We start from the raw sequence: 22,861 nt of genomic DNA, 5'->3' as shown, positions 1-22,861 counted from the left end.
AAAGAGTAAACATATGTTGTATACAAAATAAAAAAGACCTTGTATTACAAGGCCTTTTGCAAACTCACTTTATTTTGTAGCAAGTACATATTATAATACAAACCTTGCTCACTTAGTAATTCTTGATGTGTTCCTCTTTCTACTATCTCTCCATCATGCATCACAAAAATTTGATCTGCATCTTGAATTGTAGATAACCTATGCGCAATGGCTATCGTCGTTCTACCTTTTCGCATTTGTTGCAACGCTGTTTGAATAGCCTCTTCTGTTTCTGTATCGATATTAGCTGTTGCTTCATCTAATACTAATACTTTCGGATTCGTTGCTATCGTTCTAGCAAAAGCAATTAATTGTCGTTGACCGCTTGAAAATGCTGCACCTCTTTCTACTACTTCTGTTTCATACTGTTTTGGTAACTTTTCAATAAACGTATTTGCTTGCACAAATCGAGCAGCTTCTTTTACTTCTTCATCCGTAATTTCTTCATTATACATACGAATATTTTGCTTTACATTTCCAGCAAATAAAAATGCATCTTGCAATACGAGTCCTATTTTCTTTCTAATTTCTCGTTCTTCAAATTTTTCTAAATCTACACCGTCTATTACAATATTTCCTGACTTAATATTATAAAATCGCATTAACAAATTCATAATCGTACTTTTTCCGCTACCAGTATGCCCAACAAAAGCAACCGTTTGCCCTTGTTTCACGTGAAATGATACATTTTTTAAAACGTCACGCTTTCCATCATATGAAAAAGTAACATTTTTAAATTCAATATCCCCATCCACAACTTGAGGATTCTCATTGCCTTTTTGAACCGGTGCTAAATCTTTCTCGTCCATTAAATGAAATACACGTGATGACGAAACAAGTGCCTGTTGGAAAAAGGACAATTTCATCATCATCTCATTTACAGGTTGGAAGAAACGATGTATATAGTTAACAAAAGCATATAAAACTCCTACTTCAACAGGGCTCTTTAAAGCATCAATCCCAAATAAACCTAGTACTAACGCAATAGCTACAATATGCACTAAATCCGTAGCTGGTCGTAAAAGTAATGCGTCTAACTTCAAAGTACGTCGCCCTGCACTATAATGTTTATTATTCACTTCTTCAAACTCTTTTCTCATACGTTTTTCTTGTCTGAACACTTGAACAATATTCATTCCTTGTATGGACTCGTTCAACTTTGCATTTAACACGCTTAGTTGATTACGTACTTCTAAATAAAAAGCTGCACTTTTCCGGCGATATAATACCATAATCGCAAACATTATCGGAATTAATACGAGAGAAAATAGCGCTAATTTTACATCTAATAAAAACATCGCTACTAAAATACCTACTAAAAAGACTACATTTTTCACAAATGTTGATAATACACTAACATAAAAATCTTTAATCGCTTCCGTATCATTTGTTATACGCGATACAAGTGTACCAATCGGCGTACGATCAAAGAAACTTAATGACAGCTTTTGAACATGTTCATATACTTCAACTCGCATATCTTGAACAATCTTAAAAGCAATGTTCTGAAAGTACAATAGATTTAAATACGTAAATAATACTTTTAATAAATGAGCAACTATGTAAATTACAAATAAAGTAACGAGCGCTGATCGTTCAAAATCCCGCGGTACTAGGTGTTCATCGAGGAATTGTTTAATTAAAAAAGGACCCATCATTTCCGTTACTGTCGCACCAACTAAAAAGATAAATGCTAAAGATAGCAACCCTTTATATGGCTTCATATAGGAAAGCAATCTACTTAAATCACTTCGCTTCTTCTCTACCATCATACGCCTCCTTTCTCGACTAAAGCTTCTAATTGCTGGCTTTCATACATTTCCTTATACCAGCCGTTTTCCTTCATTAATTCCTCATGTGTACCTCTTTGTACAATTCTACCTTCATCAACAACAAGAATAAGATTGGCATGCTGAATTGCACTTAATCGGTGTGCAGTAATAATCGTCGTTTTCCCTGCTCTTTCCCTCTTTAAGGCACTTAAAATCGTCTCTTCTGTTTTTGCATCTACTGCTGATAAACAATCATCCAAAATTAAAATTTCAGCATTTGTTAATAAAGCACGAGCAATAGAGATTCGCTGTTTTTGACCACCAGATAACGAAACACCTCTTTCCCCTACTACTGTTTCATATCCTTCTGAAAATTGGAGGATGTCATTATGAATACAAGCAATCTCTGCAGCTTGGGTAATTTCATTATATGTAGCATCCGCCTTTCCAAAGGCAATATTCTCACCAATACTTGCTGAGAATAAAAAATGATCTTGCGGCACGTATGAAATGGCAGAACGGACACCATGAAGTGTTATATCTCGAATATCTCGCTCCCCAATTTTTAATTCACCATTAAAATGATCATACTCACGGATTAAACATTTTAATAAAGTTGTTTTCCCTGCGCCTGTACGTCCTACAACTCCTAGCGTTTCGCCCTTCTTCAAATCAAAGTGAATATCGTTTAAATGTAACAATTCATTTTTCTTATACGAAAATGAATCAACGGCAAACGAAACATTACCGCTCGCTATTGTCTGTACAGCATTTTCGCTATTTACTACATCTGATTTTTGTGAAAGAATTTTTTCTACACGGTCATATGAAGCACGCCCACGCTCCATAATATTGAATAACCATCCAAACGCTAACATTGGCCAAACGAGGGTACCTAAATATGTCGTAAATGTAACGAGATCACCTACTGTTAATTCACCTCTTACAACTAATACCGATCCATAACATACTGCGATTAAAAAAGAAAATCCAACGATAAGAGAGATTGTCGGATCAAATAACGAATCAATACGTGCAACTAACACATTTTTATGTACAACATCTTCTGATTTTCTTCGAAACGCCTGCAAATCTTCTTTCTCTTGTCCAAGCGAGCGAATCACTTTCATTCCACTCATACTCTCTTGCACTTTATCATTGATTTCCGAAAACGATTGCTGTGCTTTATGAAACCTTTTATGTAATAAAGTTCCATAATAATTTGTCGAAATAGCTACAATCGGCATTGGAATTAAACTTAATAATGTTAACTTCCAGCTAATTGTAAAACCCATCGCTACGAGTACACATCCTCCGACAGCTAATGAGTCAACAAGCGTCAAAACACCTGCTCCAGCAGTTTGCTGGATCGCTTGAATATCATTGGTCGCATGTGCCATTAAATCACCTGTTCGATTTGACTGATAGAAAGATGGACTCATCTTTGTAAAATGTTCATATAAATTTTTTCGTAATTGGCGAGCTAATTTTAATGACGACCCGAAAATCATAATACGCCATATGTAACGTAATATGTACATCGTAATGCCTACAATTACTAATAGTACAACCCATTTTAGTAACTTATCGGTCGTCAATGTTCCATCATTAATTTCATCTACAACGATTCCAATTACTTTTGGTGCTACAAGTTCTAAAAGTGCAACGCCAAACAATAAAATAATTCCAGTTATGTACGCTCGTTTTTCTTGTTTAAAAAACCACGCTAAATTCATAAACACTTTCATTTTTTTCCTCCTCCCTTAAAATGAGCGATGTTTTCAGTTTACCAAAAATACAGAATTTTTAAAAGTTTTAAAAACTATAACTAACAAAAAGAAAGACACTCTTAGCGAGTGTCTTTTAGCGCTTATTTCATTTGTTGCTTGTTCATTGCGCTCATCATTTGATTGATTTTCTTTTGGGAAGGTTTTTGTCCCATTTGCATCATCATCATTTTTAACATTTGTTCGTTAATTGGTGGATTTTTTTGTAAGTAATTCATCATATATTTGCGGGCAATGAAAAATCCTAACGCCACGCCTGCTACTAGTGCTACTACGCCCACTAGAATACCTAACCAAATTGGCATATATTTTCCTCCTTCATGTTGTCTACCTTACAGTGTACTAAAACCTTTTCAATAAGACAAGATACAATTCGACATTTTTTACACATATGTTCGTACTTGTTTTAGAGGATTCAGCCATCCATACTTTGTATTTTCATAATCCATAGCTAAAAATGTTAATTCACACTTTCTTAACACCTCAAAGAATGTTGTTTCCATAGAGACATTTCCAGAGGTATTCATACGAATATAGTGCGGTTTCACCATTATTTCGCCGTACTCCGCTCCCGTATAAAGTGTATGTGTATGATGTGTTCTATCATATTTACCAAGAACGCGCAAAGCTTGTTCTAATTTATGATGAATTTTCATTACTTGCAATGGCATCGTTATATACATCATTTGCTTATATAACACTTTTTTCTCCGAAAGGGACCCAGATTCTGAAAATCGAGCAAATAAATCAAAAAACAAATATTCACGACCAAAATAAGCTTTCGCAATATCCTCTTGAATTAAATACAATTCATACGTTTTCATTTTTCCACTCCCAATCTGGACAACCTTTTCTCTTCATTATATATAAGAAAATTTGCAATGATTGTCTGACTGCGGAGAGATAAAAAACTTTTTCTGTCGAAAAAACTCATTTACATAGAAAAACCTCTCCATGCCGGAGAGATTTTTCTGAAATCATTAAAGCATTTCTTTTACTTTACGAACAACGTTCTCTACAGTAAATCCATACTCTTCCATAATCTTCTCACCAGGAGCAGAAGCACCGAATGTATCGATACCTAACACATCTCCTTCAAGACCTACGTAACGGTGCCATCCGAATGTAGCACCCATTTCGATTGCGAAACGTTTTGTTACTGCTTTTGGTAATACAGATTCTTTGTATTCTGCAGTTTGAGCTTCGAAGCGATCCATAGATGGCATGCTGACAACAGCTGCGTCAACGCCGTCTACTGCTAATGCTTTTTGAGCTTCAACAGCTAGGCTTACTTCAGATCCAGTTGCAAGTAAGATTACATCAGCCGTTTCTTTCTTGCTTGCAGAAACTACATATGCACCTTTTGCTACTTTTTCATACGTATCATCTTTTGCACCTTCTAATGTTGGAAGGTCTTGACGAGTTAATACTAAAGCAGTTGGTTTGTTTGTAGATTCTAAAGCAAGTCTCCAAGCTGCAACAGATTCGTTACCATCAGCAGGACGGATAACAGAAACGTTTGGCATTGCACGAAGCGCTGCTAATTGCTCGATTGGTTCATGTGTTGGACCATCTTCACCAACAGCGATACTGTCATGTGTGAATACATACGTTACTGGCAATTGCATTAATGCTGCAAGGCGAATTGCTGGACGTAAGTAATCAGAGAATACGAAGAACGTACCACCGTAAGTTTTTAAACCACCATGTAGTGCAATACCGTTCATTGCTGCACCCATTGCGAACTCACGTACACCGTACCAAATGTTTTTACCGCTGTAATCATCTCTTGTAAAGTCTTTTTCGTTATTCATGTATGTTTTGTTAGAACCAGCAAGGTCAGCAGATCCACCGAAGAATGATGGTACAGACTCTGCAATTGCATTAATTACAGCACCAGAAGAATTACGAGTTGCTGCTTTTGATCCTAATTCATAAGTTGGTAGGTTTTGCTCCCAACCTTCTGGAAGTTGACCGTTCATTGCTGCTTGGAATTCGTTTGCTAATTCTGGGTATGCTTGTGCATATTCACCTAGCATCGTGTTCCACTCAGCTTGCGCAGTTTCACCAACATCTTGTACTGTTTTACGGAAGTTGTCATATACTTCTTCTGCTACGTGGAAGTCTTGCTCAGCAGTCCAAGCATATGCTTCTTTCGTTAATTTCGTTTCTTCTACACCAAGTGGAGAACCATGTGAAGCTGATTTTCCTGATTTGTTTGGAGAACCGAAACCAATTGTCGTTCTTACTTCAATTAGCGTTGGGCGTTTTTCGTCAGCTTTCGCTTCTTCAATTGCTTTCGCGATTGCTTCAATATCGTTTCCATCCTCAACACGGATTACTTGCCATCCGTATGCTTTGTAACGATCTTCTACACTTTCAGAGAATGAACGATTTAAATCGCCATCTAATGAAATATCGTTTGAATCATAAAGCACAACAAGACGACCTAATTGTAAATGAGCAGCTAATGAAGATGCTTCAGCAGAAACGCCCTCCATTAAATCTCCATCACCACAAATAGCGTATGTATAATGATCTACTACACTATACGCATCACGGTTATATTTAGCAGCTAAATGTCTTTCAGCCATTGCCATACCTACAGCAGTTGCAATACCTTGTCCAAGTGGACCAGTCGTTGCATCTACACCAGCTGTATGACCGTACTCAGGATGTCCTGGAGTTTTGCTTCCCCATTGACGGAAGTTCTTTAAGTCATCCATTGTTACATCATAACCAGATAGGTGAAGTAGGCTGTATAATAACATTGAACCATGACCTGCAGATAATACGAAACGATCACGGTTAAACCACGTTGGGTTATTTGGATTGTGTTTCATAAATTGAGTCCATAATGTATAAGCCATTGGTGCTGCACCCATTGGCATTCCTGGGTGACCAGAGTTTGCTTTTTCAATCGCATCGATGGATAATGTGCGAATCGTGTTGATAGAAAGTTGTTCGATTGAATGTGACATGCTATTCTTCCCTTCGCTTATATTAGTAAACGTTTTATACATTTATATGATAGCTTCCCACGCAAGATTATACAACATGTATCGACAAATATGTTGATATTTTTTTGGTTTTTTATAAAAAAATCAATGTTCCCGGGAATGTATGGGCATTCAATATGACATACTTTTTCATTATTTTTATTTTAAAAAGAAAGGGAATTATCTGTATATTTATACAAATTTCTTCTATACTTACTTTTTTTAATACGTTTTTAAAAACACAAAAAGCATCTAACTTCGATGCTTTTCAAATAAGTTAAACAATCCGTTTCCGAATCGAGCTTGAAATCAAATCAATTATCATTACCATTAAAATAATACCTAATAAAATAATACCAACACGAGACCAATTCCGTGAACTCAGCGCAAAAATTAAAGGTGTACCAATCCCTCCTGCTCCGATAACCCCTAAAATCGCAGCGGATCGTACATTAATTTCAAATCTGTATAACGTATACGATAGAAAATCTGGTAACACTTGTGGTAACACCGCATACCAAAGTATTTGAAAACGGTTTGCTCCTGTTGCTAGTAACGCTTCCGTCGGTCCTTTATCTATGTTTTCAATTCCTTCTGAATATAGTTTTCCTAACATTCCAATAGAATGTAATCCTAAGGCTAATACTCCTGCAAAAGAGCCTGGACCAACAGCTTTTATAAATAAAAGAGCCATAACTAATTCAGGAAACGTACGAACAAAACTAAGCACAAATTTCCCAGATCCTGAAGTTAATTTTCCAATACTCATATTCGTTGCCGCCCAAAAGGCAAACGGAACAGATAAAAATGCAGAAATAAATGTACCTAATATCGCAATTGACAACGTATCAATTAATCCATGTAATAAATCTTCACCATCTGGCAAAGATACATACGACCAGTCTGGATTTAATATCCCTGTCATAATTGCTTTCGTGATTTCACCTGCTGTGTCCTTTATCCCTTCTAATGGTACTCCTGAAAAGGCCCATACATATACAACTGTAAGTGCTATTAAAATAATCCAGCGATATATACTCGGTTTCTTCGGTTTTGGCACAATCATCGTCGTTCTATTCATTATAGTTTCTCCCGTAACAATGTACTAATGTAGTCAATTAACAAAACAACAATAAGGGTATAAATAATTATAGAAGCAGTTTGTTTATATTGTAAAAATCCAAGTGTACGATCATAATATAGTCCAATACCACCTGCTCCTACTAAACCTAAAACAGCTGCTGCACGTACGTTCACCTCAAATGTATAAAGAACATAGGAGACAAAATGTGCTTTCACTTGCGGAATTACCCCATAAACAATCCATTGCACCTTATTAGCTCCTACCGCTGTCATCGCCTCTAACGGACCTGGATCAATTGATTCAATTGACTCATACAACAATTTCGCTACAAGTCCAATTGAAAAAAAAGTAAGAGCCAAAATACCTGGAAGTGGCCCAATTCCAAAAATCGCTACGAAAATTGCCGCTAATAATAAATCTGGTATCGTTCGTATCAAATTTAAAATCATTCGAGCTAGACTGTATAAAAATGTGTTAGTAAACACATTACTTGCTGCAAACAGTGCAAGTGGAATAGCTAAAATCGCTCCTAAGGTCGTCCCAATAATCGCCATACGTATTGTATCTAACATCGCTGTTGTAATAACTTGAAAATAACTCCAATCAGGTGGCACCATCTCTTTCAATAGATCTACCATATTGGGAAAACCGTCTACCAGTTTTGAAAATGATGCATCTACTTGTACACTACTACTCCACAGCATTAAAATAACTAAAATAAACGTTAACATATGTTTCAACTTACTCGGCGGCTTCGGTATCGATTTCGAATATATCGTTACGTCACTCATTTAACTGCCACCTCTAACAATTCATTTTTCTGTGCTACATCTCCATAAATTTCAGCAAATTTTTCATCTGTCGCCTCTTCTACTGAACCATCAAAAACAATTTCTCCTGCATGTAATCCAATAATACGTGTCGCATATTGCCTAGCTAAATCAATAGAATGCAAATTCACAATTGTTGTAATTCCAAAATCTTCATTGATTTTTTTCAAATCATTTAATACTTGCTTTGTCGTAAGTGGATCTAACGATGCAACAGGCTCATCTGCCAATATGATTTTTGCTTCTTGTGCCAATGCTCTAGCTATTGATACACGTTGCTGTTGTCCTCCTGATAATTCATCAGCACGTGCATATGCTTTTTCTAAAATATTCACTCTTTTTAACGCTTGAAATGCGAGCTCCACATCTTCTTTCGGAAACAAACCTAACGTTGTACGTAATGTGGAATGATATCCAACACGACCAGCTAATACATTTTTTAATACTGTTGATCGCTTTACAAGGTTAAAACTTTGGAAGATCATACCGATATCCCGGCGCATACGCCTTAATCCTTTTCCTTTCGCAGCAGTAATAGACTCACCTTCAATAATGATTTCTCCTTCGGTAATCTCATGAAGACGATTTACGGATCTGAGAAGTGTAGATTTTCCAGCTCCAGACAGCCCTACCATTACAACAAACTCACCTTTTTGAATTTTCAAGTTTATATTATTCAATCCTTTTGTACCGTTTGGATACACTTTGGAGACATTTCGAAACTCTATCACACATCTTACCTACCTTCTATGTATTCAAAACGGCAAACTAACTGAAAACATCCCCTTTCAGCTAGCTGCCATTTCCATATGTATTATTGCGTTTTTACTTTCTTCCCATATTCACGAACGATATCAAATTTACTATCATCAGATTTAACATATCCTTCATGTGAATATACTTCTTTAATGATTTTACGGCCTTCCTCATTCTTTCCAATTTCAATGAAAGCATCTTGTAATTTCTTGCTCCACTCTGCATCTAAATCAGATCGTACAGAAATTGTATCGTTCGGAATTTTCTCAGTAAATTTCACTATTTTCGTTTGATCAAATATATTCGGATAATCTTTTTTTACAATATTACGAGCATCTTGGAATACAACAGCCGCATCTACGTCACCATTTAAAAGAGCAATAAGCGACTGATCGTGACCTTTTAATGTAACAGGTTTCACATCTTTTAACGGATCAATTCCCTCTTTTAATAGAACAGCTGCAGGCCACACATATCCCGCTGATGACGTTACATCTTGATAGCCAATTTTTTTACCTTTTAAATCTTTTACACTATTAATATTTGAATCTTTCTTAACAACAAACTCAGATTTATAATAATCTACTAAATCTTTTGTAGGGGCTCCTGTTTCATCCTCTACTCCAAAACGTTGTGCTTGTAAAATTACATTTGCAGCCTTCTTTTCATGTGCTAATACGTACGCTGTCGGCGGTAAAAATCCTACATCTACTTGTTTAGATGCCATCGCTTCTACAATTGTATTGTAGTTCGTTGAAATACTAACTTTTACTGGAATATTTAACTTATCACTTAATAGCTTCTCAAGCGGTTTTGCCTTCGCCTCTAACGTATCTGCATTTTGAGAAGGAACAAATTGAACATTTAAAGTCTTCGGTACATACCCTTTTTTCGTATCTTCATTTTTACTTGATTCCTTCGTTCCACAGCCACTTAATAATCCCGCTGCTAGTACAACTGTTGTGCTCATTGCAAAAACTTTTTTCAACATATTAATGCCTCCATTTTTCATTGTTATAAAATAACCTTTCATAAACATGAAGAAATATATCACATATTTTTACAAATAATTGATTATTTACAGAATCTTTACACATTCTATACACTCACATTAAAATTCTCTTCACATATTTGATATGATGAATTGGAAGATAACAATAGAAAAGGTGAGTCATATTGGAACAAAATCAAACTGTAACTTTAAACATCTTATTAACAAGCGATATACATGGCACTGTTTATCCTATTCACTACCAAGATAACTCCCCAGCAGAACTTGGTTTAGCTAAAATTTCTACTCTTATAAAAAAAGAACGTTCCCAAAATACAAACGTTCTTTTAATTGATAATGGCGACTTTATTCAAGGAACACCATTTACTTATCATTATGTTACATACGAAAAAAACAAAAAAAACCCAATGTCCTTATTAGCGAATTACTTACAGTATGACGCTGCAATTATCGGCAATCATGAATTTAATTACGGGATGGATATATTAAATAATGCTGTGACTACTGCGAACTTCCCGTACCTATCAGCAAACATTTTAGATAAAAACAGTAAAAAACCTTATTTCGGGAAACCATATGTAATAAAACATATTGAATCAAATATAAAAATTGCTATTTTAGGGGTAACAACACATTACATACCAAATTGGGAACAGTCCCATCACATTAAAGATTTACTATTTGAAGATGCATTAAAGACTACAAAAGAATGGGTTTCTTATATTCGCAAACATGAGAAACCAGATTTACTAGTCGTAGCGTATCACGGGGGAGTTGAACGAGATTTACAAACCGGGGTACCGACTGAAGTGTTAACAGGAGAAAACCAAGGATATGCAATGTGCCATGAAATTGAAGGCATAGATATCTTATTAACAGGCCACCAACACCGAGAAATTTCTCACACAATGGCTAACGGTGTAACAATTTTACAGACCGGATGCAATGGACACTCAGTTGGAAAAGTAAAAGTAACATTCGAAAAAACGAAACATAAATGGGTGAAAAAAGAGAGTTCTTCTGAATTATTATCTGTACAAGGATTTGAGGCGGACCAAGATGTACTTTCATTGGTAGCCGATTACGAAAAGAAAACACAAAAGTGGCTTGATCAACCTATTGGAATCATTCAAGGGGACATGCAAATTTCAGATGCTATGCAAACTCGTTTGCATGATCATCCTTTTATAGAATTCATAAATAAAATACAGATGAATATAGCTAATGTATCAATTTCTTGTACAAGTTTGTTCCATAATACATCTCCAGGTTTCCCGGAACATGTAACAATGCGTGATATCGTTTCTAATTATATTTATCCAAACACATTAAAAGTAATTAAAATAACTGGAGCAGATATAAAAAATGCTCTTGAACTCTCTGCTTCTTATTTCACATTAAAAACAGATGGATCAATCACCGTAAGTCCTACCTACATAGAACCAAAGCCACAACATTATAATTATGATATGTGGGAAGGGATTTCATACGTATTAAACATTTCAAAACCAATTGGTGAAAGAGTAGAATCTTTACAGCATAACAGTGCTCCTCTTAATATGAATGAAGAATATGACGTTGTAATGAATAATTATCGTGCAAGTGGCGGGGGAAATTTCTTTATGTTTCAAAACAAACCAGTAGTAAAAGATATACCCACAGATATGTCTGAACTTATCGCTAATTATATATTGGAACATAAAACGATAGAAGCAACAGTTAATAACAACTGGAAAGTTATTAAATAACGATTTTTACAAATAAAAAAGATGGGCTTCGCCCATCTTTTAATTTAATTTTGCATTATCTTGCTTTTTTAAAGCTTTTAATTTCGTCGGTGTAACATCTGTACCTTCTTCGTTAACAACTTTAATACCTTTAAGTTCGTTTAACATATTTTGACGAAATCCTTTTAAATATTGTTCACGTAGCGATTGACGCTCACGTTGCTCTTCTTCAGTTAAACCTTCAGCTTTTGCTTTTTTCGCTAAGAAGTTAATGCGTTCAACGAGTTCGTGATTAATCATCTCGAATCCCCCTTCTAATCAAAACTGATTATTATCATACAATAGTTACTCTTCTTTATCAAGCAATTGCTTCGTATACTCTACATATCTACGATGTACAGTCGCCTTTGAAACATTATGACCAAATCCACGTAATGTTGCTGCAATTTCTTCAAACGTGAGTTCACTTTTTCGCAAACGTACAATTTCCTCAATTGGCACTTCTTTTTTCTCTCTTCCTACACTTAAATGACGATTTTTTAAATTTTTTTCTGGACGATAACCTTTTTCTACTGCACGTTGCATACCTCGTTTAATTTTCATATTATGAATCTTTCTTTGATATTCTTCAACAATACCAATAATATCTAATACCATCGAATCAGAATCCGACAATTGTAATTCACCGTTATGTGTATGCGTATATACTTTTATGCCTTCTTTATGTAAACAATGCATTAACGCGATCTTCGCATTTCCTCTACCAAGACGCGTTTCATCTTGTATAAGTAACACATCAATTTGTTCGTCTCGAATTGTATCCAACACCTCTAATATACCGTCACGTTCAATTGTATATCCACTAGCCTGCTCTTCAATCACCTTAGTAACATTCATTTGATAGCGCTCAGCTAAATGCAATAATTCATCTTTTTGACGTAATAATGATGTTTCTTGCGCTTCTTTCGTTGTACTCACACGTGCATAAATAATTGCATTCATTTTGAACCCCTCTTTCTCCCTATTATTTCCCTATAGTGTAACATAAATCCGCCATTTGTTCGAACTTATGTTTGTAGAATGTTTTTTCACATGTTATACTTATTAATAAGAAAAATGAAAGAAAACGAGGTGTTAGAAAACATGGAAAAGTTAACGAAACGCCAGCAAGACATTCTCGACTTTATTAAGCTAAAAGTACAAGAAAAAGGATATCCACCTTCCGTACGTGAAATTGGTCAAGCAGTCGGCCTCGCTTCTAGTTCTACAGTGCACGGACATTTATCACGATTAGAAGAAAAAGGATACATTCGACGCGATCCAACAAAACCACGTGCCATTGAAATTTTAGGTGAAGACCGAATGGATACGGAAACACAATCTGTTATTCAAGTTCCAATTGTCGGAAAAGTTACTGCTGGTTTACCAATTACAGCGGTCGAAAGCGTAGAGGAACATTTCCCACTTCCAGCTAGTATTGTTGCTGGAGCAGACCAAGTGTTCATGTTACGTATTTCTGGAGATAGTATGATTGAAGCTGGTATTTTCGATGGAGATTTAGTTGTTGTTCGCCAACAACAGTCTGCATATAATGGTGAAATTGTAGTCGCTTTAACAGAAGATAATGAAGCAACTGTTAAACGTTTCTATAAAGAAAAAGACCATTTCCGTTTACAACCAGAAAATTCTTCATTAGAACCTATCATTTTAAAACAAGTGTCAGTTATCGGGAAAGTAATTGGCGTATATCGTGATTTACATTAAAAAATAATAAAAAGAAGATAATTACCTTATTTATATACGGTAATTATCTTCTTTTTTGTATTTTGATAGATTTCCATGCATTCTATTTCTTATTAACGAGTTTTAATCGTCACATCTCCAGCAGCCGTTTTACCACTAATCTTTTTACTACCATTTCCAATTGTTACGTTTTTATTTTCTTCATTAAAAATTGTTACATCTCCGGCAGCACTTTGCCCAGTAATTACCGCATCTTGTGGTTTTTCCGATAAAGTAATATCTATATCTCCCGCAGTTGAACTTGCTTCTAGATTATACTTAGAATCATGATCTTGAATATTTATTTCCCCACTTGTTGTTTTTGCGGTCACTTTCCCTAATACCTTCTTAAAATTCACCTCACCAGCTTTTGTCGATCCCTCCACATTCTTAGCCGTTATTTGTTTCAACTCTACTTCTCCAGCAAGTGTTCTAACACTTACGCTATCACTTTTCACATCACTTATTTCGATTTGTCCAGCAGATGAATTTACTTTTACATCTTGGTAAGAGCGTTCGGGCACAAGGAGAGTCAATTTAGACGTTTGAAACCTAAAATCGTAAAAAGAAAAATCAAATGAAGCACCTTTTTCTCTTTCCCCAATAACTTTTAATGTGTCACCATCTTCTGCGATACGAATCTCTTGTTTACGTACATCTCCTGATTGCTTGATATAAAAAGAAGAGTCAGGAGATTTTTGGACAATAATATCCCCGGCATCTAACTTAACTTCTATATTTTTTAATGTTTCGTTTTTAATTACATTTTCTTTATCGCCTTTTTTAGCAGTTTGTACTACTTTTTCATATGTTTGGGAAATTCCTATTACTCCAATAATGATACAAGCAATAGCGATTAAAAATAGTTTTTTCATCATTTACTCTCCTTTTATCATTTTGAAGTTCCATATTACATATCGTACACACAATCTCTTAAACCACTTTGTACTATAAAAAGCGATAATACATAACAATAAACCTACTCCAACAAACGTTATACTAACGAAAAGATCCAACCATATAAAAGTACCCATAAATACTTTTCCAATAACGAAAAATGGTGTTACTACACTAGCAATACCACCGATCCAAAAAGAAAATATAAAAGCAATAATTGCGACTAACGGTCCTAACACAATAATAAAATTAAACAAACTAAGTCCAATCGCTGCCATAACAGCTCTTGTCACATTTGAAGTCGATGGATTTTTTTTCATTTCATCGAAGCGATACATCGCAAGTAATTCTTTCGCTATTACTTTCGGAGAACCAAGGCCTTGTATTATTTCTGATTCAGTTTTCCCCTCTTCTAGTCCAAACTGAAAGTGCTCTTCATAATCCAATAAAATATCTTGCCTCTCTTCCTCTGGTAACTTTCTAAGATAACTTGATAATTCTTTAAGAAACCCTTCTTTACTCATCCCATTCCACCCCTTCAATAATTTCTTGTACCCCTTTCGCAAAATCACACCATTCTGTTACTAACAAATGAAATTGCGTCTCCCCTTGCTCTGTTAATTGATAATATTTACGAGGTGGCCCTTCCGTAGATTCCTTTAAATACGTTTGAAAATACCCTTCTTTCGTCAAACGACGTAATAAAGGGTATACTGACCCTTCCGATATTAAAAATTTATTAGAAATTTGCTGAACAAGTTCATAACCGTAACTATCTTTACGTTTTACAAGTGCTAATACACAAAGTTCAAGCACACCTTTTTTAAACTGAACGTTCAAGTGCCATCCTCCTTTCCTATCTTAGTACTGTTCAATGCACAGTACCTATCTTATCCATAATATACCACTTAGTATTGTTTATTGCAAGGTACTAAGCTATATTTATTTCCAAAATTTAGAAAATGAACTAACGAAATCCTGAATAAGACTATGTTATAACTAAGCAGCATTCAAGGTTTCATTTCATTTACATTAATATTAGACTTCATTCACTCTTTCCTCTTGAAGAATCCACCACAACCTTATTCACTATAGTTAATGAGAAAAAAGCCCCAATACTTATCGGTATTAGGGCTTTTTTCTCATTATTATATATTAATCGCATTCCTATTTGAGAACCTGCATACGCGAAAAATGCTTTAATATCATATTTTATTTTTCATCCCCGTTTCCCAAGATTTTTTGCTTAACATCTGATAAATCCTTCGACAGCGAACTAAATGCTTTTGCTTGTTCTTCAATGACCTGTTGATTTTTTTCAATAACTTTTTGATATTGTTCTTCGCGCTGTTCATTCTTTTTTTGCGTAGTAAACAGCATCCATACAAATAAAGCTGCGAATGCTCCTTGTTGAATCATTGAATTGAAGATTTGTTCTTCCATCGTTCTCATCTCCTTTTCAAAAATTAAAGAGAATCATACGAGTGATCCTACTCTCATATCCTTATCTCACATTAAAATGTTCTTCTTTTACCCATGTGTTTTGCCCAATATCGATATAACCATCTTTTCTTGCAAAAATCCCATAAGGCACAGACCCATCTACATTACCAGTCCATTCACCATTCGGCCCTTTATATGTGTTAATACCATAACCTGCTGGATATTTTGAATATGCATAAAACCACTGTACATCAAGATGTTCTTGCTTCGCCCATTGCTGCCATCCTAGGCACAGCATGTTTTCATTCCCACCATACCAAGCACCATCTAAAATTAAATATGGAGTTTTTGTATTAATTACTTCACCAGTGAACCAAGCATCTTTGTTACCACTACTATATAAGTTAATACCCCATCCTTCTGGATATTTAGATGTCGCAATTCCAAGGCCTTTTGGTTGTATCGGTTTATTATCGTTATTACCGTTGTTAAGTGCTTCATTTATCTTCTTAATGAATTGATCCAGCCTTCCTTCATCAAGCATACGATGTGGGCAATGCTTGCCACTCCAGGACTTATGTGTACGTACATTACTAATTGGAATATTGAAGTGTTTCATTAACTGAGCAATAACAATTGCTGCATTATCTTCTGCTTTATAATATCTATCTCCACCGCTTAAAGAGTAACAAATTTCAATCCCGATAGATTTACGATTGCCATTCCCGTTACCATCACCGGCATGCCAGGCATTACGATCAAACGGAATACCTTGTACCGCTTCTTTGTCATCTACTGCAACATGAAACGACACTGAATTATTATTTCCAATCATATATGATATCTCATTTTCAGCTGATGCATCATTGTACGTATTATGTACTGTGATGAATTCTGGTGTCATTGTATTTGGACACTTTATACCATATTTACTTGGATCCACTAATTTTTTTCTAATTTCCATTACTGAACATCTCCTTTTTCTTTTATTTTTTATCATTTAAAATTCCACTGAATTATTAAGTACATCTAGAAACTAAATGCTCATACGGGCGGCATTTTATATAATGGGCTATGGTCCTCACATTCAAAAAAGAAAAAGAGCAACCTTTTACATCAGTTGCTCTTTCAAAAACCCCACTCTATATTCCGCACAGCATTTTACAGATATTACTCTCATCTCAAGAGGTATGGTAACAAGTTTTTCCATCCTACTTAATATATGCAGATTTAAAGATATTATCTTACATTAAAATGTTCTTCTTTTACCCATGTGTTTTGCCCAATATCGATATAACCATCTTTTCTTGCAAAAATCCCATAAGGTACAGATCCATCTACATTACCAGTCCATTCACCATTCGGCCCTTTATATGTGTTAATACCATAACCTGCTGGATATTTTGAATATGCATAGAACCACTGTACATCGAGATGTTCTTGCTTCGCCCATTGCTGCCATCCTAAGCACAGCATGTTTTCATTACCACCATACCAAGCACCATCTAAAATTAAATATGGAGTCTTAGTATTAATTACTTCACCAGTGAACCAAGCATCTTTATTACCACTACTATATAAGTTAATACCCCACCCTTCTGGATATTTAGATGTCGCAATTCCAAGGCCTTTTGGTTGTATCGGTTTATTAGAAGGATCAGTTGTGCCACCACCATCACCTTTTCCCAAGTAGTCTAACGGATTCACAGCATCACTCTTATTAACGTTCCAAGATCCTTTATGCAATTCAAAATGTAGATGCTGACCAGTAACTTGTCCCGTGCTACCCATAACTCCAATGGTTTGTCCTTGCGTAACATAATCACCTTCTTTAACCGTTCGAGAACCGCTACGCATATGAGCATACACAGTTTCCCATGTAGCTCCATCAATAGTATGCACAATCATAATACACTCACCATAACTAGATGAAACATAAGAACGACTAACTCGCCCGCTAGCTGCTGCATAAATTGGATGATAACCCGATTCAGCAAGGTCTATCCCATGATGATCTGCTCTACTCCCTCTAAAACCACTTGTTACTCTTGTTGTATCTGTCGGATAAATAAATTTTGCCATATTAATCTTCCTTTCTATTTATAAGCAATATAAAAAGGTGCTTATAAAAGCACCTTTTTTAATTTTTTTATTTCTATATATAATAAATCTAGTATTTACAATTCTCACACCATCACATTCCATGATTACATTCACAGAGTACGAGACCCTTTGTCATTATCTTATATTAAAATGTTCTTCTTTCACCCAAGTGTTTTGTCCAATGTCCATATAACCATCTTTTCTTGCAAAAATCCCATAGGGCACAGAACCATCCACATTACCAGTCCATTCACCATTCGGCCCTTTGTATGTGTTAATGCCATAACCTGCTGGATATTTTGAATATGCATAGAACCATTGTACTTCAAAGTGTTCCTGCTTTGCCCATTGTTGCCATCCTAAGCACAGCATATTTTCATCCCCACCGTACCAAGCACCATCTAAAATTAAATATGGAGTTTTAGTATTGATTACTTCGCCAGTGAACCAAGCATCTTTATTACCACTACTATATAAATTGATGCCCCATCCTTCTGGGTATTTAGACGTTGCAATTCCCAGTCCTTTTGGTTGCAACGGTTTATTGTCACCACCACCAGTTCCTCCATCAAAATCTACATATTGCTTAACAATTTCAGAGTAGAAGAAATTCCCCCCGTTTTTATATCGATAACCACCATTGTAGGCAACAGCGATAGGATGACTATATTTCACCATAGCACCAGTCGTATTTCCAAGTGACGGCGCAACAACCGTTTTAGAATACAGATCTGCCACCGGTAATGAATGTTGTTTATTGTTAGAAGCTAACCAGCGAAGATAAGCTCGTCCAAAATTATATGATTGAACAATGGCACTTAAATCTGTAATGCCATTTTTCTTCGCATCATCAAAAGCACCCTTTAAATGCTTCACTCCGTAATAAATTGAATCTTTCGGGTTTTTAATTGTATTCATTGCCCATCCTTGTGATTCACTAGACTGCATAATATCAGGTGTCGTTTCAGAATTCCCTCCACTTTCCACCATAATAATTCCAAGCACGTAAGGAACTAACTCAGGTACACCTTGTGCAGAACATTCGCTTTCCACCATTGATTGCCAACGTAACACCTGTTGTGGCAAATTCTTTGTTTTGACTGAAGCAGCTAATAAACTCATCATTAAACATCTCCTTATTTTTCTATTATTTTCGCCTGTAAAACTACTACTTTACTAAATATAACTAGAAGCTAAAAACCCATTAATCCATCAAATCACTTCATGTTGCTCACCTTCTTTCACAACAAAAAGAGCAACCATAAAAATAGTTGCCCTTTCGTCGAAATCTTATATTACTACTATAAATCACTTTTTCAATACTTTCTGTACACTGCATGTATCCTACAAAAAGGTAACACTAAAATCCATCTAAAAACTTGACAATCTTCCTTATTTCAGCGTGTTTTCGGCGTATATAGCCTGTACTATAATGTAATTCAAACGCAATTTGCTCTAAAGTCATTCCATCAACATATTTCATTTTAAGTATTTGATGATCCAGTCCTGTAAACTTATTAATCAAAAGCTTTAAATCACACTCTTCATTCATTTTATGAGCTAATTCATATTCAATTGCTTCAATACGCCCTTCTACCTTAGCCCCTTCCGATTCAGCAGTTAATCTTACACTTTGCAAATCACCGCTAATCCAACGCTTCAATTCGGCTTTTGATTTATCTAAGTTGTATTCTAAATAAGCAATTTCTTCTTCTAACTTCTTATAATCTTTGAGCCATTCGAACACTTACTGATTCACCCACTTCCATTCTTTTTACAAAGTCTCTTAATACTAATTTAATAGAATGAATATGCTTATTAGCCTTTTCAATCTTTATTACCTGTAAATTATCTTTCATTTTATAAACACAACCCTTTCCTAACATTTTTGACCCTCTATTGATAAGTTCATTACATCTTTAGAATTCCGATATCGTAATTAATTCCTGAATCCTTTTGAAAAAACTTCTAACAGTCCCCATAGAACCTTAAGAAAGAAAATGAAATTACAAATGGTTCATACTTGATCCAAACATTCACTACTACCTTTATAATACTGTTCACTATGCATTGGGAATCTTTAAAGAATATAATTGTATTATTATTTTATTAACATAATATATTTTAAAATAACAAAATCACCTAACATTTTTTCTTATGACTTATATTTATTTAACACTTCTTGTAATCTCTCACGCTCTTCATCAATAGACTGCACGGTTTTTCTTTCCCCTTCTGGATTTGTTGATTCATCATCTTTATATAACCAATCGGGTACAATCTCTTTTCTATTTGAATACTTCCTACCTGTCCCGTTATATTTCTTTTTCTTGCTCATTTCGAAACGTCTATCTAGTGTAGCCACATCAACTAATGTTTTAACTTCTTGCTCCTTCCAATTCCTCAATATAGCCTTAATGTAGTTCCATCTTGGTGCATTCTCATCAACGGCTTTATTAATTGCATGCTGAATTAACTCATCACTAAACAAATTACAAAAATCCCCCAACTCTGCAATTGCAATTTCACTTAACGGAATGCCCATCCCCTTAATAAAGTTACAACTTACTTTAACCCTCTCATTGATGAATACACGAGATTCTAATTTATCCATATCATCATAATGATTAGTATTTTGTATATTAGTATTTCGTTTATTAGTAGTTAGTCTATTAGTATTTAGTAGTTTCTGATTTTCCTCATATGGCTTTACCACATCTTGGTTTTCCACTTGTGGCATGTTCCTTTGTGGCGTTTCGTAAATTTCCGTATCCCACCTTGTAATTTTTTTCGTATTCCCATCACGAACAGGATAACGTTTTACATAACCTAATTCTTTTAATTCCTTAAAACCTGTACGAAGTGAATCTTCTCCATCCTTAGCATGTCGAGCTAACTCGCTAATATGAAAAGTCCAATCGTCTGGTAATGTAAGCGCATAGGCTAAGATCCCTTTCGCTTTCCATGACAACCTTTCATCTTTTAAACCAGTATTATTTATAACGGAATAATTACTATCTTTTTTCACTCGAATAATCCCCATACTAGCCACCTCATAAATTCTCAAAAACGGTATTCAATGTTATACTTATCTAGAGATATTTTTTCTTATAGAATCCGCTGCAACGGATTCTTTTCTTATGCATTCATTCAAAACAATCATGCTATCCATATCTATTTTCTTCTAAACCTCTCTTATTCCTCAAATTCAACATCCACTTGAATTTCGATATTCATTGGAATTTCTTGTGTTATACGAATCACATTTTGACTCATTCCTTTTTGAATAAGCTTTCTAACCTGCTCTTTTGCATCTTCTTTTGTTTTAAATTCACTGACAGTTGGTAACCCTGCTAAACTGCTAGTAATCACTAAAATCTTTCTTTGCATGTTCTTTCCTCCTACTGAATGTCTGCCATATTTATTTGTGAGTTTTTAACTGTAATTTCTTCATTTAAAACAGTTGGAATTGAATATTCTTCATTAATAATTTGTATTGCTCTATCCAAATGATGACGCTTAATAGCTTTATAACTATTCACACCAAATTCCCGATGTAACTGACTGTAAATGTCTCTATATAACTTCCTTCTAAGGCCGATATCCTGATAAGAATTTGAATTTTTACCTCCCAATAATATAACGCCTAACCTTTTTACAGCCCTTGTTATTTCTTCACACTCGATAGCATAAAGCGGCATATTTTCTCGCAATCCCTTCACCTCAGACTTAATCTCTTGTATCTCCTGAGTATGTCCTTCTAACGCAGCAAATGTTAACTTTAAAACCCCCATTGGATCCTTTGGCACATTTTGTTGATTTTGTATATACTGCTTCATTCGTTTGAACTCTTTCATAAATTTAATTTTCATTCCAACCGCTTCTCTACTGGTATATCCCATAACAAGTAACGTGAATGCTTCTTCTGTTAAATCATATTTAGAGATTCGCCTGTTCTTTGAATTAACATAAGTGGACTCGTGAAAATTTTCTCCACCAAACTCTTCACCTACATATACAATTTGTTTTCGAACTTCCTTCAAAACGTCCAAGTGATTTTTTTTGAATATCTTCGCAATTACCAAACTATCCGTTACTACTTTGCCATTAACTTCAAATACTAATGAACTATGTACTGATGAGTCAGTTAATTGCCTCATCCTCATCTCCTCCTCACTACTAATTTTGGGCTATCTTTATTGCATTGAGATAATTTCGCACTACCCATAATTCGTTACTTTCTTTTTACAAATTAACTAGTTATCGGAATTTAAATTAAATACTTTGATATGAACCCTCTTATTAAATCATCATTTAATAATTCGATTATAGCGTTACATTTTAAGTAAATCTCCTCCGATTTCAATTCGCTTCATTTTCTTCAAATTCAAAAAGATATTCCAAACTATGTTCTGGAAAAAAAGTTTTCTTAATTTCAAAAGCTTCATCATAATAAAAACGAAATTTACCATTTATTTTGTCGCTCACTGTTGCGTGGCGAAGTTTCAGATGCGAAGAAATTTGTGTAATCATAATTCTTTTTCTCGCCATCTCTGCACGCAAATTCGGATACATTGACTCACCACCTGTTTTCCTTGTACGATATTGCGTTCATTTCCATTTAAATATA

The 22,861-nt window shown here is 34.9% G+C and carries 26 protein-coding genes; 2 read left to right on the top strand and 24 right to left on the bottom strand.

What is annotated here, in order from left to right:
- Positions 1-44 precede the first annotated feature (44 nt).
- The 9 genes from AC22L0_RS18355 to AC22L0_RS18315 form a co-directional block, all read right to left on the bottom strand.
- Complete coding sequence (locus AC22L0_RS18355; RefSeq protein WP_000229522.1) at positions 45-1,808, bottom strand: ABC transporter ATP-binding protein; 1,764 nt, start codon at positions 1,806-1,808, stop codon at positions 45-47.
- Complete coding sequence (locus tag AC22L0_RS18350) at positions 1,808-3,559, bottom strand: ABC transporter ATP-binding protein (RefSeq protein ID WP_000862459.1); 1,752 nt, start codon at positions 3,557-3,559, stop codon at positions 1,808-1,810. Before AC22L0_RS18350 ends, AC22L0_RS18355 begins: the two co-directional genes overlap by 1 nt.
- A gap of 122 nt (positions 3,560-3,681) precedes the next feature.
- Positions 3,682-3,903: a YneF family protein gene (locus AC22L0_RS18345; RefSeq protein ID WP_001123317.1), complete on the bottom strand. Its 222-nt coding sequence runs from the start codon at positions 3,901-3,903 to the stop codon at positions 3,682-3,684.
- Positions 3,904-3,981: 78 nt separating this feature from the next.
- Positions 3,982-4,422 carry a sporulation inhibitor of replication protein SirA gene (sirA, locus tag AC22L0_RS18340; RefSeq protein ID WP_000860645.1) on the bottom strand — a complete coding sequence of 147 codons (441 nt, stop codon included), beginning with the start codon at positions 4,420-4,422 and terminating at the stop codon, positions 3,982-3,984.
- Between the two features lie 156 nt (positions 4,423-4,578).
- On the bottom strand, positions 4,579-6,579 hold the full coding sequence (gene tkt / locus AC22L0_RS18335) for a transketolase (RefSeq protein ID WP_000019782.1): 2,001 nt from the start codon (positions 6,577-6,579) through the stop codon (positions 4,579-4,581).
- Positions 6,580-6,874: 295 nt separating this feature from the next.
- Positions 6,875-7,678: a phosphonate ABC transporter, permease protein PhnE gene (gene phnE / locus AC22L0_RS18330; RefSeq protein ID WP_087967688.1), complete on the bottom strand. Its 804-nt coding sequence runs from the start codon at positions 7,676-7,678 to the stop codon at positions 6,875-6,877.
- Positions 7,678-8,472 (bottom strand): phosphonate ABC transporter, permease protein PhnE, encoded by a 795-nt coding sequence (phnE, locus tag AC22L0_RS18325; RefSeq protein WP_001286376.1) that lies wholly within the window; start codon positions 8,470-8,472, stop codon positions 7,678-7,680. Before phnE (AC22L0_RS18325) ends, phnE (AC22L0_RS18330) begins: the two co-directional genes overlap by 1 nt.
- On the bottom strand, positions 8,469-9,242 hold the full coding sequence (phnC, locus tag AC22L0_RS18320) for a phosphonate ABC transporter ATP-binding protein (protein ID WP_000569247.1): 774 nt from the start codon (positions 9,240-9,242) through the stop codon (positions 8,469-8,471). The genes phnE (AC22L0_RS18325) and phnC overlap by 4 nt, the downstream gene beginning before the upstream one ends.
- Before the next feature lie 83 nt (positions 9,243-9,325).
- Positions 9,326-10,258 carry a phosphate/phosphite/phosphonate ABC transporter substrate-binding protein gene (locus tag AC22L0_RS18315; RefSeq protein ID WP_087967685.1) on the bottom strand — a complete coding sequence of 311 codons (933 nt, stop codon included), beginning with the start codon at positions 10,256-10,258 and terminating at the stop codon, positions 9,326-9,328.
- A gap of 185 nt (positions 10,259-10,443) precedes the next feature.
- Between AC22L0_RS18315 and AC22L0_RS18310 the strand changes: the two genes are divergently transcribed.
- Complete coding sequence (locus tag AC22L0_RS18310; protein ID WP_087967684.1) at positions 10,444-12,027, top strand: bifunctional metallophosphatase/5'-nucleotidase; 1,584 nt, start codon at positions 10,444-10,446, stop codon at positions 12,025-12,027.
- A 39-nt stretch (positions 12,028-12,066) separates the two neighbouring features.
- Here the strand turns inward: AC22L0_RS18310 and AC22L0_RS18305 are convergent, their stop codons facing one another.
- Complete coding sequence (locus AC22L0_RS18305; RefSeq protein ID WP_000607015.1) at positions 12,067-12,306, bottom strand: DUF896 domain-containing protein; 240 nt, start codon at positions 12,304-12,306, stop codon at positions 12,067-12,069.
- Positions 12,307-12,351: 45 nt separating this feature from the next.
- Positions 12,352-13,008, bottom strand: a complete 657-nt coding sequence (locus AC22L0_RS18300) for a YneB family resolvase-like protein (RefSeq protein WP_000991472.1) — start codon at positions 13,006-13,008, stop codon at positions 12,352-12,354.
- Between the two features lie 141 nt (positions 13,009-13,149).
- Between AC22L0_RS18300 and lexA the strand changes: the two genes are divergently transcribed.
- Positions 13,150-13,770 carry a transcriptional repressor LexA gene (gene lexA, locus AC22L0_RS18295; RefSeq protein ID WP_000413738.1) on the top strand — a complete coding sequence of 207 codons (621 nt, stop codon included), beginning with the start codon at positions 13,150-13,152 and terminating at the stop codon, positions 13,768-13,770.
- Positions 13,771-13,862: 92 nt separating this feature from the next.
- Here lexA and AC22L0_RS18290 read toward each other — a convergent pair whose 3' ends face one another.
- The 13 genes from AC22L0_RS18290 to AC22L0_RS18230 form a co-directional block, all read right to left on the bottom strand.
- The gene (locus AC22L0_RS18290) at positions 13,863-14,666 is read right to left on the bottom strand and encodes a DUF4097 family beta strand repeat-containing protein (RefSeq protein ID WP_087967682.1); all 804 of its coding nucleotides are present in this window, start codon (positions 14,664-14,666) and stop codon (positions 13,863-13,865) included.
- The gene (locus tag AC22L0_RS18285) at positions 14,667-15,209 is read right to left on the bottom strand and encodes a DUF1700 domain-containing protein (protein WP_000031383.1); all 543 of its coding nucleotides are present in this window, start codon (positions 15,207-15,209) and stop codon (positions 14,667-14,669) included.
- Positions 15,202-15,525, bottom strand: coding sequence for a PadR family transcriptional regulator (locus tag AC22L0_RS18280; protein ID WP_001102627.1), 324 nt, complete (start codon positions 15,523-15,525; stop codon positions 15,202-15,204). Before AC22L0_RS18280 ends, AC22L0_RS18285 begins: the two co-directional genes overlap by 8 nt.
- A gap of 372 nt (positions 15,526-15,897) precedes the next feature.
- The gene (locus AC22L0_RS18275; RefSeq protein WP_000392443.1) at positions 15,898-16,128 is read right to left on the bottom strand and encodes a BhlA/UviB family holin-like peptide; all 231 of its coding nucleotides are present in this window, start codon (positions 16,126-16,128) and stop codon (positions 15,898-15,900) included.
- Positions 16,129-16,189: 61 nt separating this feature from the next.
- Positions 16,190-17,092: a peptidoglycan recognition protein family protein gene (locus AC22L0_RS18270; RefSeq protein WP_087967680.1), complete on the bottom strand. Its 903-nt coding sequence runs from the start codon at positions 17,090-17,092 to the stop codon at positions 16,190-16,192.
- 275 nt (positions 17,093-17,367) lie between these two features.
- Complete coding sequence (locus AC22L0_RS18265) at positions 17,368-18,210, bottom strand: M23 family metallopeptidase (protein WP_087967678.1); 843 nt, start codon at positions 18,208-18,210, stop codon at positions 17,368-17,370.
- Positions 18,211-18,366: 156 nt separating this feature from the next.
- The gene (locus AC22L0_RS18260) at positions 18,367-19,353 is read right to left on the bottom strand and encodes a lysozyme family protein (RefSeq protein WP_139894728.1); all 987 of its coding nucleotides are present in this window, start codon (positions 19,351-19,353) and stop codon (positions 18,367-18,369) included.
- A gap of 238 nt (positions 19,354-19,591) precedes the next feature.
- The gene (locus tag AC22L0_RS18255) at positions 19,592-19,978 is read right to left on the bottom strand and encodes a DUF1492 domain-containing protein (RefSeq protein ID WP_087967674.1); all 387 of its coding nucleotides are present in this window, start codon (positions 19,976-19,978) and stop codon (positions 19,592-19,594) included.
- The gene (locus AC22L0_RS18250) at positions 19,953-20,090 is read right to left on the bottom strand and encodes a hypothetical protein (protein WP_180236056.1); all 138 of its coding nucleotides are present in this window, start codon (positions 20,088-20,090) and stop codon (positions 19,953-19,955) included. The genes AC22L0_RS18255 and AC22L0_RS18250 overlap by 26 nt, the downstream gene beginning before the upstream one ends.
- A gap of 296 nt (positions 20,091-20,386) precedes the next feature.
- Positions 20,387-21,274, bottom strand: a complete 888-nt coding sequence (locus tag AC22L0_RS18245; RefSeq protein ID WP_048567460.1) for a DnaD domain protein — start codon at positions 21,272-21,274, stop codon at positions 20,387-20,389.
- A gap of 152 nt (positions 21,275-21,426) precedes the next feature.
- Positions 21,427-21,621 (bottom strand): hypothetical protein, encoded by a 195-nt coding sequence (locus AC22L0_RS18240; protein ID WP_001189064.1) that lies wholly within the window; start codon positions 21,619-21,621, stop codon positions 21,427-21,429.
- 11 nt (positions 21,622-21,632) lie between these two features.
- Positions 21,633-22,391 carry an ORF6C domain-containing protein gene (locus AC22L0_RS18235; protein ID WP_048567458.1) on the bottom strand — a complete coding sequence of 253 codons (759 nt, stop codon included), beginning with the start codon at positions 22,389-22,391 and terminating at the stop codon, positions 21,633-21,635.
- A 202-nt stretch (positions 22,392-22,593) separates the two neighbouring features.
- Positions 22,594-22,806 carry a hypothetical protein gene (locus AC22L0_RS18230; RefSeq protein ID WP_000283431.1) on the bottom strand — a complete coding sequence of 71 codons (213 nt, stop codon included), beginning with the start codon at positions 22,804-22,806 and terminating at the stop codon, positions 22,594-22,596.
- Between the last annotated feature and the right edge of the window lie 55 nt (positions 22,807-22,861).

Source organism: Bacillus sp. LQ01, from assembly GCF_057624735.1.
The sequence above is the reverse complement of the archived record's forward strand: the minus strand, read 5'-3'. Positions and strand labels throughout refer to the sequence as shown.

What these genes read in the sequence shown, in the direction of transcription:
- AC22L0_RS18315 (WP_087967685.1), bottom strand. Translation starts at nt 10,258, where the DNA reads ATGTTGAAAAAAGTTTTTGCAATGAGCACAACAGTTGTACTAGCAGCG.
- phnE (WP_001286376.1), bottom strand. Translation starts at nt 8,472, where the DNA reads ATGAGTGACGTAACGATATATTCGAAATCGATACCGAAGCCGCCGAGT.
- AC22L0_RS18300 (WP_000991472.1), bottom strand. Translation starts at nt 13,008, where the DNA reads ATGAATGCAATTATTTATGCACGTGTGAGTACAACGAAAGAAGCGCAA.
- AC22L0_RS18290 (WP_087967682.1), bottom strand. Translation starts at nt 14,666, where the DNA reads ATGATGAAAAAACTATTTTTAATCGCTATTGCTTGTATCATTATTGGA.
- AC22L0_RS18350 (WP_000862459.1), bottom strand. Translation starts at nt 3,559, where the DNA reads ATGAAAGTGTTTATGAATTTAGCGTGGTTTTTTAAACAAGAAAAACGA.
- AC22L0_RS18305 (WP_000607015.1), bottom strand. Translation starts at nt 12,306, where the DNA reads ATGATTAATCACGAACTCGTTGAACGCATTAACTTCTTAGCGAAAAAA.
- AC22L0_RS18245 (WP_048567460.1), bottom strand. Translation starts at nt 21,274, where the DNA reads ATGGGGATTATTCGAGTGAAAAAAGATAGTAATTATTCCGTTATAAAT.
- AC22L0_RS18230 (WP_000283431.1), bottom strand. Translation starts at nt 22,806, where the DNA reads ATGTATCCGAATTTGCGTGCAGAGATGGCGAGAAAAAGAATTATGATT.
- AC22L0_RS18265 (WP_087967678.1), bottom strand. Translation starts at nt 18,210, where the DNA reads ATGGCAAAATTTATTTATCCGACAGATACAACAAGAGTAACAAGTGGT.
- tkt (WP_000019782.1), bottom strand. Translation starts at nt 6,579, where the DNA reads ATGTCACATTCAATCGAACAACTTTCTATCAACACGATTCGCACATTA.
- AC22L0_RS18275 (WP_000392443.1), bottom strand. Translation starts at nt 16,128, where the DNA reads ATGGAAGAACAAATCTTCAATTCAATGATTCAACAAGGAGCATTCGCA.
- sirA (WP_000860645.1), bottom strand. Translation starts at nt 4,422, where the DNA reads ATGAAAACGTATGAATTGTATTTAATTCAAGAGGATATTGCGAAAGCT.
- AC22L0_RS18345 (WP_001123317.1), bottom strand. Translation starts at nt 3,903, where the DNA reads ATGCCAATTTGGTTAGGTATTCTAGTGGGCGTAGTAGCACTAGTAGCA.
- AC22L0_RS18270 (WP_087967680.1), bottom strand. Translation starts at nt 17,092, where the DNA reads ATGGAAATTAGAAAAAAATTAGTGGATCCAAGTAAATATGGTATAAAG.
- AC22L0_RS18260 (WP_139894728.1), bottom strand. Translation starts at nt 19,353, where the DNA reads ATGAGTTTATTAGCTGCTTCAGTCAAAACAAAGAATTTGCCACAACAG.
- lexA (WP_000413738.1), top strand. Translation starts at nt 13,150, where the DNA reads ATGGAAAAGTTAACGAAACGCCAGCAAGACATTCTCGACTTTATTAAG.
- AC22L0_RS18355 (WP_000229522.1), bottom strand. Translation starts at nt 1,808, where the DNA reads ATGGTAGAGAAGAAGCGAAGTGATTTAAGTAGATTGCTTTCCTATATG.
- phnE (WP_087967688.1), bottom strand. Translation starts at nt 7,678, where the DNA reads ATGAATAGAACGACGATGATTGTGCCAAAACCGAAGAAACCGAGTATA.
- AC22L0_RS18250 (WP_180236056.1), bottom strand. Translation starts at nt 20,090, where the DNA reads ATGAAAGATAATTTACAGGTAATAAAGATTGAAAAGGCTAATAAGCAT.
- AC22L0_RS18235 (WP_048567458.1), bottom strand. Translation starts at nt 22,391, where the DNA reads ATGAGGCAATTAACTGACTCATCAGTACATAGTTCATTAGTATTTGAA.
- AC22L0_RS18240 (WP_001189064.1), bottom strand. Translation starts at nt 21,621, where the DNA reads ATGCAAAGAAAGATTTTAGTGATTACTAGCAGTTTAGCAGGGTTACCA.
- AC22L0_RS18285 (WP_000031383.1), bottom strand. Translation starts at nt 15,209, where the DNA reads ATGAGTAAAGAAGGGTTTCTTAAAGAATTATCAAGTTATCTTAGAAAG.